The organism is Parabacteroides hominis, from assembly GCF_014287585.1.
In the GTDB taxonomy this organism is placed as follows: Bacteria; Bacteroidota; Bacteroidia; order Bacteroidales; family Tannerellaceae; genus Parabacteroides; species Parabacteroides hominis.
In genome coordinates this window covers 139,008-151,166 of sequence record NZ_JACOOJ010000005.1, presented here as the reverse complement: position 1 = coordinate 151,166, position 12,159 = coordinate 139,008, and the positions used below count along the sequence as shown (strand labels likewise).

The 12,159-nt window shown below is 44.3% G+C and carries 8 protein-coding genes; all 8 read right to left on the bottom strand.

Annotated features, from left to right (window positions below; all coding sequences use genetic code 11):
• Positions 1 to 7: 7 nt before the first annotated feature.
• Positions 8 to 697 carry a helix-turn-helix transcriptional regulator gene (locus H8S65_RS04570; protein ID WP_186928882.1) on the bottom strand — a complete coding sequence of 230 codons (690 nt, stop codon included), beginning with the start codon at positions 695 to 697 and terminating at the stop codon, positions 8 to 10.
• A 24-nt stretch (positions 698 to 721) separates the two neighbouring features.
• The gene (locus H8S65_RS04565) at positions 722 to 1,663 is read right to left on the bottom strand and encodes a sugar phosphate isomerase/epimerase family protein (protein ID WP_186928833.1); all 942 of its coding nucleotides are present in this window, start codon (positions 1,661 to 1,663) and stop codon (positions 722 to 724) included.
• 3 nt (positions 1,664 to 1,666) lie between these two features.
• Positions 1,667 to 3,064 carry a Gfo/Idh/MocA family oxidoreductase gene (locus H8S65_RS04560; protein WP_186928832.1) on the bottom strand — a complete coding sequence of 466 codons (1,398 nt, stop codon included), beginning with the start codon at positions 3,062 to 3,064 and terminating at the stop codon, positions 1,667 to 1,669.
• A gap of 33 nt (positions 3,065 to 3,097) precedes the next feature.
• On the bottom strand, positions 3,098 to 4,687 hold the full coding sequence (locus tag H8S65_RS04555) for an SUMF1/EgtB/PvdO family nonheme iron enzyme (RefSeq protein WP_186928831.1): 1,590 nt from the start codon (positions 4,685 to 4,687) through the stop codon (positions 3,098 to 3,100).
• A 215-nt stretch (positions 4,688 to 4,902) separates the two neighbouring features.
• Positions 4,903 to 8,001 carry a beta-galactosidase, LacZ type gene (lacZ, locus tag H8S65_RS04550; protein WP_186928830.1) on the bottom strand — a complete coding sequence of 1,033 codons (3,099 nt, stop codon included), beginning with the start codon at positions 7,999 to 8,001 and terminating at the stop codon, positions 4,903 to 4,905.
• Between the two features lie 31 nt (positions 8,002 to 8,032).
• Positions 8,033 to 9,199, bottom strand: coding sequence for a Gfo/Idh/MocA family protein (locus tag H8S65_RS04545; protein ID WP_186928829.1), 1,167 nt, complete (start codon positions 9,197 to 9,199; stop codon positions 8,033 to 8,035).
• 84 nt (positions 9,200 to 9,283) lie between these two features.
• The gene (locus H8S65_RS04540) at positions 9,284 to 10,978 is read right to left on the bottom strand and encodes a hypothetical protein (RefSeq protein WP_186928828.1); all 1,695 of its coding nucleotides are present in this window, start codon (positions 10,976 to 10,978) and stop codon (positions 9,284 to 9,286) included.
• Positions 10,979 to 10,989: 11 nt separating this feature from the next.
• The gene (locus tag H8S65_RS04535; RefSeq protein ID WP_186928827.1) at positions 10,990 to 12,159 is read right to left on the bottom strand and encodes a DUF4249 domain-containing protein; all 1,170 of its coding nucleotides are present in this window, start codon (positions 12,157 to 12,159) and stop codon (positions 10,990 to 10,992) included.

The window sequence follows — 12,159 nt, the reverse complement described above, 5'->3', positions numbered from 1 at the left end:
GTTATAATTAAATACACAACTTTTCCATAGCCGAAACCATAGGTGTCAATATCCGGTAACGGATGCGGTTGTGTTGTTTGATATCTTTTTCCAGACTGCTGATCGCAAATATAACGGCATAACATAAATTCTCGTTATAGTCGCCGGAAAGATGCTTGATCATGATGCTTTTCAAATCTGCTAACAGGGCTTCTATCGGGTCTTCCAGTCGTTGTTCGGAGCCCAGATGGAGAGCCTCTATTTGTCCGGCCGATTGATAGTCTTTCAGTTTTTCGCTTAACGACAGGCAGTAAGGGAACCAGATCTGATCATCTTTCTCTATACGCGAAGTCAACTCTTCTTTGAAAGAAGAAAAGAATTTACCGATCAGGTTAAGCGTATTATTCCCCGGTGTACTCATGGAAATAAATGAGCCGAGATGTCTTTCTATATTTGGAATCTGGTAACGCTGGTAGTATTGGTTGGTCTTAGTCAGGTAATCGATAATCTGCGAAGTATGGAAAGTCTGTAACTTCTTTTCAGGAAAATACTCCTCATTGAGAAACGTATTGATCACTGTTAGCAGGAAATCTGTATCCAACTTATATTCTTCACAAATGGTTTTGACCGATTTGTCGCCCAATCCCAGGCGTATTCCAAACCGGTTGATAACAGGAATGAGTGAGGGGTGTTCTTCCACCACCTCACTCATTTGCATATTAGGATATACTAATGGCATATTTTATGCTTCTTCCCATTGTTTGCGTAATAATTCAACTGCGGCAGGAACCAAGACATTCCGGTCTCCCTGGCATCCGCATTCGAAACTTACATATTTATCATAACCAAGCATCTTCAGGCCTTTGAAACCGTTTATATAGTTATCGGCTTCTCCGTCTTCACCCGGCATGCTGCGGCGTTTACGGCTGGCTACGTGAACATGTTGCAGATATTCGCCTGCAGAAAGGAAAGCTCCCATGTCGGACGTTTCTTCCCATGTCATGTGCCAGAAGTCACCCATGCAACGAACTCCCGGATTGTTGATGTCGCGGCAGATAGAAGCTGCATCCGCTACCTGACGGAGGTAAAATGCTTCTTTTCTGTTAAGCGGCTCAAAGATAACAGTAGTTCCGTGCTCTTTTGCGAAGTTACCCATTTCGTTAAACTGTTCGCACAAGAAGTCACGTGTTTCCTGCGTATGTGGCATTACCGGTTTCTGTGCATTGAATGCCGGAACGATAATCACGCCCGTAGAACCCAGTTCACCGGCCGGAGCAATGATCTCTTTCATTGTATCCATGCACTGCTTGCGGATAGCCGGATCAGTAGAGAGAATGAATCCTTGGAAACCAGCACAGATAGCACTCACTTTTATGTTGCGTCCGTTCAAGGCATCCTTGATCTCTTTTACGCGGTCTTTCAGGTTACGGCCACCCGGTTCGAAACCGACAACGCCCAGTTTTTCCATGTAGTCAAACTTTTCGTTGAGGTTGGCCCCCGGAGCGGTTCCTTCCTGGAAAGATATCTTCAACTCGGCTTTGCTGTTGGGGCATGATCCCTTTTCAGCCGGGCAACCTTCTGCAGAAGCAGCCTTGCCGCCACAAGCAGCAAAGGCTGAACTACTGGCTGCAACAGCCGCACCTGCCAGAGTCGTTCTTAAAAAGTTTCTTCTGTTCAGTGCCATATATTATTTCTTCTTGGGTTCGTAGGCTTTTCCTGGGATAGCAACAGTGAAGCCGCTCATATCCATCTTACCCAGATTCAGGTCTTTCGGAGTATAATCCATTGGAGATGCTGTCATAGCGTCCCATGTCGTTTCCAGACCGGTGTAAGCTGATTCACGTCCCATGATTGCTGCCATATTGGCAATAGCAGTTTCCGAAGCCTGTTCCAGCGGTTTGCCGCCACGAATACAGTTGATCCAGTTTACATGTTCCAATGTGTACGGGTCAGTCTGTGAATGTGCTGCTTTTTCTGCTTCTTTGTCGAATTTCCAGATAACATTGCCAGCGTTATCTTTGATTACTGTTTCGCCGTTAGCTGTAGACCATGAGCCTTTAGAACCCTGGATAAATTCACTTACGTTGTTTACACAACCGTCGATCTGGCGACACATGCTATGCAGGTGGATGCCATTATCCATCGTAAAGTCAATACTGAAATTATCATATTGATCGCCGGTAACGCGACGCTGACGAGAACCGAAACCTACTGCGCTAACCGGTTTCAATCCGCTGAACCATGTAAATACATCAATATTATGTACGTGCTGTTCTACGATATGGTCGCCTGATAACCATTTCCAGTTCACCCAGTCTTTAATCATCGCTTCACAATCGTTCCAACCCGGTTGACGGTCACGATGCCATAGCTTACCGCCATTCCAATAAACTACACCACCTGTGATTTCACCGATAGCGCCTTCCATGATCTTTTTGTAAGATTCAACGTAGTTACGCTGGTGATGGCGCTGTGTACCTGTTAATACACATAAGTTCTTAGCTTGTGCCTGTTTTGCGGTAGCCATAATGGTACGATAACCAACAGGGTCAACACAAATCGGTTTTTCCAGGAATGAATGTTTGCCTTTTTCTGTTGCATATTGGAAATGAAGCGGACGGAATACAGGAGGAGTTGCAATGATGACAACATCTACACCGCTATCGATGACTTTCTGATAAGCATCCAGGCCAACGAAACGTTTGTCTGCCGGTATATCAATGTTTTTCTCTGATTTCAATTTGTCTGCTAATGAATCTACACGTTCCTGGAATGTATCTCCCAGAGCTACGATCGTAACGCCATTAGCTGCATTCAGGAAGTTGAAAGCTGCACCTGAACCACGTCCACCGCAACCGATAACACCAGCTTTCAGTTCTTTGCCGTCTGTAGCCAGGTCTGGCAATTCGGGAATATAGTATGTTCCGGGTTCTTTCAGCGGTTTGTTGGCTGCAGAGCCTTCTGCTCCACCACCTGCACATGATGTTAATACACTTGCACTACCTGTACCGATTGCACCCAGTGCACCGGCCATAGCCGTACTTTTCAAAAAAGATCTTCTGCTAATACTGTTTTCTTTCTTCATGATATAGTAATTTTAGGTATTAATATATTATACTTAATTCGCTCCTATTGCCGGATCCGGTTCACAAACTACGCGGAAACCGATACCTCGGATATCTGAATACCACCAGATACTTTTCGGCTGTTGCGGGTCTGTCTTCAACCATGCATCATGTTTGGTGTAGTCGCGTGCTGCAGTACGTACATCTGCCGCATCCGATGTGTAATTACCTCCACGTACCACCCACTCTTCGCCTTCCGTAACCAATGGGTTTGTAACGCTTTCACCGCTTTTGGCATAAGCCTGCGGATCATATTTGTCTGCGCAATATTCCATTACATTTCCTAACATATTTTTCAAACCGAACGGATTTGCTTGTACCTCGCTTGGCTCCTGTGTCCGGTTCTTGCTATTCTTCGCATATATTACAAATGAACTGATGCTGTCTGTTTTTGCATCGAAGAACTTACGCCAGAATCCCTGATCGGAGAAGTCCTTCGGATTACCGGTAAAGAAGTAAGGTGTTTCCGTTCCTCCGCGAGCAGCATATTCCCATTCTGCTTCTGTCGGCAGGCGATATTTCTTTCCTGTTTTCTTTGACAACCACTGACAGAATGTTTCGGCCGCATAATGTGTCATTGTGATAGCCGGACGATCGCCGGTTCCCCAGCCTTGGTCCGGGAATCCGAACGGAGGAGTCGGACCGGAGATCGCATCTACTTCCGGATCACTGCTATTGTTTGCATAAACTGTTTCCGGCAGCATACGCCCTTCACTCATTGTCTGTCCGTAGAAAGCCCAATACTGATCCCAGGTAACTTCCACTTCTGCCATGAAGAACGGGTTAACCGTTACATTGCGTACCGGTGCTTCGTCTTCCTTATGGAATGCTTCTTTGCTCGTACTACCCATTTTGAACGTTCCGCCCGGTATGGCAATCATATTGAAGGATACCGGAGTTCCGGGAATTTGTTCAGTATAATCGGTGAAAGAGGTAACAGGTGTTGCTGTTTTGAAGTACAAGCTGGTATCTATTGCTGCAGTTGTATTTGCTCCGGGGATACCGGCCAGTTTGCCATGTGTATAGTTCGGATTATAGTGTCCGGCGTCGAGGTGACAACTGATACACTGCAAATCCAATTTCTTTTCGTTTTCGTCATAATAAAGGTGAGCAGTGATTCCATCCTGGTTAATCCCTTCCGGAAACAGGTTCTGATGACATTCTTTACAGGATTCGTTCGGAATATATTTAACGGCATGTTCCAGTTCCGACTTGGTGTTCCAGTCGAAATCCGCACTGTCTTTTGTCATGAAGGACCATACGTCTTTCAATCCCAATTTGGCTTTAGCCGTATAATGATTCCATGTGTCGCTTTGGGGCGGAAGGTGACAAGCCACACAATGTGTTTTAACGCCGCTCCCGTTATTTACGTGTTTGGAGAGTTTCCAGCTGTCTTCTACATGCGGATGAACATGGCACATCATACAGGATTCATCGGAGGAGAAGTAAACAGATGTTTTGTATACGGCAACCATGATGCCTGCACCGAGAAGTAACCCGACCAAAAGAATGAAGGTTTTTCCTTTGAAAAATCTCCTTTTTTTTTCGGAAGGATAGCGATTAGAATTGTTGTTAGTAGCCATTTGTTTCTATGGTAAACGATTTTACAATTAGTCTTGAATTAGATTTAAAAATCGGCAATAAAAGTAGTCTTTTTCTACATAAAATAAAAGTTTGCACCAGCTATTTAACGAAATATGCATAGTGATTATGCTTTTTTACCAATTTTTGTAAAAAGAGAAACTTGTCCCCGCTTCTTAAATAGAAATGCAGGGACAGGTTTCTTCATTATTGCTGTTTATAAATTAGATTGAATCGGTTTCATGATGAAAGAGAATTCATAATCTCCGTAATGGATACGGTATTGTTCCAGTGGAAGCGCTCCCCAGCTGTTGACGCAACCCAATCCCATTTGTACCTTGTCAATACACATATTGGTGTAGTTTACTTGTGGTACAAGTTCGGAATGTCTTTGGTCTTTCCGTACTCCATCGTCAAGTGATTCGATCGAATAATTCAAGGCAGAAGCCGAGAACGGAGCTTCCGAAATAAACATAAGTCCATTACCTCCCTTGTTGGTCTGTTTCCACCAGCGGATATCCGTTTTAGTTCCTGTTTCCTGCGGGCGGATATAAGAGTAGAACTGTTCTTCTACAGTCTGTCTGTAATTACCCAGGTCGGTAACGTTGTTGCGGTCGGAATAGTTTTCAATCGGGCCTCTACCGTAGTAGTTGATCTGATCCAAGCATTTAGGCATCTGCATCTGCATACCGAAGCGGAACATATCGGAAACTTCAGCCGATTTGTCGGCTACCATTTTCTGTGTAACTTTTACTGCCCCTTCATTATTAATCGTATAGGTCAGGTACAGTTTGGCTTTTACCGCATCCATCGTATATTCGGCGTTGACGGTTGCCATGTCGTTTTCGATTTTGTTTGTCAAAGAAACCAGTTTCAACCCAGGTTGTTTCCAGGCGGCATATTTATTCTGCAGGTTGGCGCCCATATCATTGTCGGTCGGAGCACGCCAGAAGTTAGGAGTCAATTTACCGTCTTCTTTCAGCATCGTCGTGCCGTTTACGTCGTATCTGCACAAGAATCCGTCATGTTTATCAAAGTCCAAGCGGAAGTTTTCGCCTTCAACGATCAGATAATTGATATCATTATCTTTGACGACCGGAACGACAGTCGCAACATTTACCTGCTGTTCGTTCTGCAAATCCAGTTTCGGTGCATTATACGGACGGATCGTCAGTTGGTTTTTTGCTACGGTATAACCGGCAGGCAATAATGTCTCTGCTTTTTTCAGCTTGAAGGCTATGTTCAGCAGTAGCTCTTTACATTTGCAGATATCGTCTGTGTTGTAATTCAATTTTATCGACTTGGTCTGCTGTGGAGCAACTTCCAGGTCCTTGATCATGCCTGTCTGGACGACTTCGCCGTTTGCCAGTAATTCCCATTCAGCGTAGTACCCGTCCAGATTGCGGAAGAAGTTTTCATTGTATACGTTTACGACACCATTAGCCAGGTCGGAAGGAGTGACCCAGATAGACTGGTAGATATGTCCGACTTCGTGCATGTGAGGATTCGGTTTGCGGTCCGGGCTTATCAAGCCGTTGTCCATAAAGTTGTTGTCGGAAGCGTCATATTTGTTCCAGTCGCCGCCATAAGCATAGAAAGAAACACCATCTTTTGTCTTCCAACGCAGGGACTGATCAACGAAGTCCCAGATAAAGCCACCCTGATATTTCGGATATTTGCGGACCAGATCCCAGTATTCTTTGAATCCTCCTTGAGAGTTGCCCATTGCATGCGCATATTCACATTGGATAAGCGGTTTGTCGATATCTCCCTTGCAATATTCTTCACTCCCTTTATAGTCGCGGTACATCGGGCAATAAATATCGGTAAATTCGCTCGTCCGTGCCTGTTCGTATTGTACGGCACGTGATTTGTCTTCATTCTTAATCCAGGTATAACAAGCCTCGAAGTTAGGACCCATGCCGGCCTCATTGCCTAATGACCAGAAAATAATGGACGGATGGTTGTATCCGCGTTGTACGTTGCGTTGGTTGCGTTCCAGATGTGCTTTAGCGAAAAGTGGGTTTTTGGCCAGCGTCTTGTCGCCATAGCCCATGCCATGCGATTCAATATTTGCTTCGGCAACGACATAAATACCATATTTGTCGCAAAGGTCATACCATAAATTATTGTCAGGATAATGGCAGGTGCGGACTGCATTCAGGTTGTATTCCTTCATGACTTTGATATCCTGAATCATACGTTCCGGCGATACGATGTAACCTCCGTCCGGATCCATTTCGTGACGGTCTGCTCCCTTGAACAAGACCGGTTGACCGTTTACCAATATCTGAGCATTTTTTAATTCGATCTTGCGGAAACCGACTTTTACCGGAATAACTTCGGCGGTGTTGTTTCCATCTTTCAGTGTTGCGATCAAAGTGTACAGAACCGGAGTTTCGGCAGTCCATTTCTCAGGATTGCTTACTGCCATATCGGTGGCGATTTTGCCGGAACCTTTGACTGACGAAGTGGCAACTTCCTTGCCCGTCTTGTCCAATAGCTTCAGATCGACAGTTCCGCTACCTTTCAGGTTCAGTGAAACATTTAATGTGGCATCTTTATACTGCGCATCCAGATCCGGGGTTACGCGGATGTCCTGAATGTATTTCGGAGTACGGGCATACAAGTAGCAGTCGCGACCTACGCCGGAGAGACGAAGGAAGTCCTGGTCTTCTAAATAAGTCCCGTCGCACCAACGGAATACCTGGAATGCGATCAGGTTCTTTCCCGGTTTCAGGTATTTGGTCAAGTTGAATTCGGCTTCCAATTTGCTGTCTTCGCTATAGCCTACAAACTGTCCGTTTACCCATAGATACATGTTTGACGTGACAGAGCCGAAATGAGCAAAGATTTCTTTCCCTTTCCAGTCTGCCGGGACCGTGATTTCTTTACGGTAAGAACCAACGTGGTTGTTTTCCGTAGGTACTTCAGGCGGGTTGTTTTTAAACTGGCTTCTCCAGGGATATCCTACATTTACATAGATCGGATCGCCATAACCATTCAACTCCCACAAGCCGGGCACTTTCAAATCATCCCATCCTTTATCATTGAAATTCACCTGATAAAAATCTGTCGGGCGCATATCCGCGTTTTTTACCCAGAAGAATTTCCAGTTGCCGTTCAAGGTCATGAAATTCTCGGATGATTCCTTACATCCTTTCAATGCACTGTTTTCGTTTTTGAACGCGAAATAGTTGGTGTGCATAGGAGCCCTGTTGATCTCGTTTACATTAGGGTCTCTCCACTCGTTTTTTTGAGCGAAAGCTACCGTCCCAAGCAGGGACAGGCAGCAAGTAAGTACGTTTAGTTTCATAAGATGTTATTTATTTACGGTTTTCAGGATTTCAATCAATCCATTTTTGCCATTTTACATTATCGTTATATCCGGCTTCAACCATTGTTTCAATGAATTGCATGCCTCTTACGCCATCGTAAACGGTCGGGAAATCCAAGCAATCTCCGCTGGGCGTTTCGCCGTTTTTGATAGCTCTTACGGTGAGTGAGAAATTGCGATAGATATTGGCAAAAGCTTCGATAAAACCTTCCGGATGTCCTGCCGGAGTTCGGGTATTCCACAGGGCTTCAGGAGTCAGATAACCATTGTTGCCAATATTCAGTATTTCAGTCGGACGATCTCTCCATTTGATAGTCAGGGTGTTCGGCTCCATTTGCCGCCATTCCAGTCCGGCATTTTCGCCATATATACGGATGCGGATATTATTAGCCTCGCCGGTCCCGATCTGGGTTGCAGTCAGAACGCCTGTCACATCGTTTTCGTATCGGAGGAATGCTGCCCCGTCATCATCGATCGGACGTCCGGGAACGAATGCTTTCAGGTCTGCGCAAAGTTCTTTTACTTTCAGTCCGGTAATGTATTCACTCAGATGCCAGGCATGTGTTCCGATATCTCCAACGCAACCAGCTTTGCCGGAACGTTTCGGATCCGTGCGCCATCCGGCATTATTGCCTCCCAACAATTCGATACGTTCGGAAAGCCATCCTTGCGTATATTCCACATAAACGCGGCGCAATTTTCCGAGTTCGCCTTTTGCGATACGGGCTTTTGCCTCTTTTACAGCCGGATAGGCCGAGTATACATGTGTCAGAGCCAGCACAAGCCCGGTTTCTTCCACTTTTTTCTGTAAGAGTTTGGCTTCTTCCAGCGAGAATGTCATCGGTTTATCCACGACTACATGGAAACCTCTTTCGAGTGCCATCATTGCCGGTTCGAAATGCCAGCGGTTGGGAGTCACGATCGTGACAAAATCCATCCTTTCTCCTTCCGGCAAGGTCATTTCGTGTTCGAACATTTCCTGGTAAGTGCTGTAAATCCGGTCTTCCGGCAAGAAGTAAGATAAACCGGAACTTTTGGATATCTCAGGGTCTACGCTGAAACATCCGCAAACTAATTCGATCTGGTTGTCCATAAAGGCTGCGCGACGATGAATCGCCCCGATAAAGGCGTCGCTACCTCCGCCAACCATTCCCATTCTTAATTTTCTGTTCTTCATGATATTATTAAATTAGCAATTCAATGAATTGAGATATTGCCCAAAGTTACAAAATGTTGTAATAAGTACAATAAATTTACTATATTAATTTGTTACATTTATCGTATAAGTCGCATTTACAATCGTTCCGTTTCTTCCGATTCCTTCGACTGTAATCGTATATTCACCAGGTAGATCGGAGGTGTAAAATGGAATTGTCATTTCTTCCTGCCCTTTATTTTGTAAAGTGGGAATCCAGAGTAGGGTATGTCGGAAATCCGGTTTGCCTGATGTTTTAACCTGCTCTTCTTCATATACGGGTGTATAAAAATAACGAGTGGCCTGTGTGCTTCCTTTGTCGAACAATTGAGTTGCCGGATCCAACTTTATCCCCTGGTAATCTCCTTTATATGTCGAAAAAGATAAGATACCGTCAAATCGTTGCCCGCCGAAAATATAGTGTCCTAAATAGACATCTATTTTTTTTAGCAATAACGGGTTATAGCTGTATATCTGTTCTTGGTCTGTGATTGGTATGTTGTCGAACAAAACAAGCGTTTGTGTAGAGAACTTATCCATTTTTTCCGTTAGAACAGAGAAGGTCCGCTTGCCATCCTTTTTACTGACTCTGGCAATGGGAATGAATTCCGTCAATATCTCTTCAATAAAAGGAAAACGGGTATATTCATCCAGGATGTAAGATTTGTAGGGCTTGGAAAACGTGTGGGGACTGGCACTTTCTATCCGGTTGATGGAATCACCGGTATAGACCTGCATGACTTGTACTCCCATACTTCTTTGCAAAAGATATTGATGCCAAGTGGAATCGAGATAGATAGACGGGAATGTTTTGGATCGATGCCGGGCAAATGGAGATTGTAAATCGATCCGGTATGACTTCCCGGATGTATTCAACGCAACCGTAGCCATCTCCTTTTTCCCATGTGTCAAGCCCGTGTAAAAAGTGATATGTCCGTTTTTATCGGTTTTCCCGTTGAATACTTGGATATTTTCTCCCGGAAAAGAAAGCAGCCCGACGATGCCGTATTCCGTAGCCGGCTGATTATTACTTCGGTCTATGAGCTGTCCTTCATAGATGGGGCCTTCATATTCCGGAATAATTTTTGTGGTGAAACTTGCCATGCCTTTTGAAAATAGGCTTTCTTTCCATTCCCGGATCGATGGAGCCGTTGTCTGTATCGGGTCTGTACCGGCAACAGAAACAGAAAGGGAGATGGAATCGGTGGGTAATCCTTGGATACGGATAACCCCTTTATCCCTTGCTTGATATGAAGCCTTGTCTGTCGATACCGTTATGATATGGTTCGATTTTATCCGGTTAGGCTGCTTGAAAGAATGATTTTCAGTTACGGGCTGTGTCCGGTTTTCCTGAGGCTGATAAGGATTTACGACAGAAATCTTTTTTTCAAAGAATATATCTTCTCCTTCGTTTTGCATGTACCGGGTGTAAGCGACCAGTCGGTAATAACCGGTTGGCAATGTAACCGGCAATTCCATCCAGCCGTTGCCGGTTCCGTTTGCCAAATCGAGCCGGATCTGTATTTCCGGGATAGAATCATTCATCAATTCCACATATCCTACTTTGCTGAAAGAACTTAATTTCCCGCCGGAATCTGTGGTATATAGTTTTAACCAGAGTAATTCGCCTGATAGATAGAATTGTTTGTCAGTTTGGACATATACCCGTTCTCCGTAGGAGGAGGCATATCCGTTGCTTGCTCCTATCAGAGCAAACAGAAAGAAGAAATATAGAAGTTTGATTGATAAAATTGTTTTCATAAGATACAGTTTTATTTGTGATCGTTCGGCCAGAAATCCGGTTTGTCTTTTGTCCCTCCGCGTGACAGGCAGTCGACGCAGCGACGATTTATGCATTTGTATATGGGCTCTCCCCCTCGGTCATCGATTAAATCTAAGATTGCCAATCCTTTTCCGTAAGCATTTCCTATATCCTTTAATAAAACAGATTCGGTTTCTTTGCAATTATACACGTCTCCCATCCCTGCTAATTTATAAGCATTGAAGAATAAACGATATGTGGTTTCAGTGGAAGCATTGATATATCCGATAACAGTTTCTTTAGGATTAGTCAGGCAAGTAATATTCCCTTTTATTTCTGTTGGCTGAGGGGCAAATAATCCACCCGCTTCATCAATGTTTTTTTGCAGGTTCCGAAAATATTCGAATGCCTCTTTATCTAAAGAATATTGTCTGACTAAAACACTATATAGATAAGAGAGTCGATCGTCGTATCTGGGTATATTTATTAATGTGTGATCTTTTATTTTATTTATTTTCATTTGTTCTGTTTTACCCAACAGGAAATTAATCGAAGAGTTGTTTTTCCAGCAATAGAATGTGTTTTTAGGGCTATCATGAGAAATGCGCTCTACGATTTCACCATCCCAAACATAAGAAGCAAAATATTCCGACCGTATTTCCCAATCCTCTTTATACGTCCAGCGATAGTAGGGCGAACCGTTCGGGGCATCGTTATGGGTCGAAACCCTGATGTTGACTTCTTCCTGTTCTTTATATTGGAAATTGACTTCATCGATTTCCGGTGTGATCTGCGGTTCCACAAAATCGGACTGATATTCTTTACCATCCAACAGGAAGTGAATGGCATATTTTTCTCCTGGTTTGAACGAAATAGAGTCTGTTAGCGTATAGGTTCCTCCGGTTGTATTTTTTGCGGTTGCAATTGTTGTGCCTTTATCGGAAATAAGGGTGACTATTGCTTTTTTGCCGGTTAGGCTCGGGTCATAGAAACTACTGGACCCTTCGTTTGTCCGGTTGATGTGGATTGTGGTTCCGTAAGGAGCGATAATCGTGCCTTCCACAACCAAAAGGTCGTTGATCCATTCCACGTCGGGTTCGTAGGGAGTGATGCAACCGGTCGCCAAACCGATCATCGTGCAGTAGAAAACAATATATAGTTTTATAGATAACTTTTTCAT

Excerpts from the sequence above, each read along its gene's own strand:
- H8S65_RS04570 (WP_186928882.1), bottom strand. The coding sequence starts at position 697 with ATGCAAATGAGTGAGGTGGTGGAAGAACACCCCTCACTCATTCCTGTT.
- H8S65_RS04565 (WP_186928833.1), bottom strand. The coding sequence starts at position 1,663 with ATGGCACTGAACAGAAGAAACTTTTTAAGAACGACTCTGGCAGGTGCG.
- H8S65_RS04560 (WP_186928832.1), bottom strand. The coding sequence starts at position 3,064 with ATGAAGAAAGAAAACAGTATTAGCAGAAGATCTTTTTTGAAAAGTACG.
- H8S65_RS04555 (WP_186928831.1), bottom strand. The coding sequence starts at position 4,687 with ATGGCTACTAACAACAATTCTAATCGCTATCCTTCCGAAAAAAAAAGG.
- lacZ (WP_186928830.1), bottom strand. The coding sequence starts at position 8,001 with ATGAAACTAAACGTACTTACTTGCTGCCTGTCCCTGCTTGGGACGGTA.
- H8S65_RS04545 (WP_186928829.1), bottom strand. The coding sequence starts at position 9,199 with ATGAAGAACAGAAAATTAAGAATGGGAATGGTTGGCGGAGGTAGCGAC.
- H8S65_RS04540 (WP_186928828.1), bottom strand. The coding sequence starts at position 10,978 with ATGAAAACAATTTTATCAATCAAACTTCTATATTTCTTCTTTCTGTTT.
- H8S65_RS04535 (WP_186928827.1), bottom strand. The coding sequence starts at position 12,159 with ATGAAAAAGTTATCTATAAAACTATATATTGTTTTCTACTGCACGATG.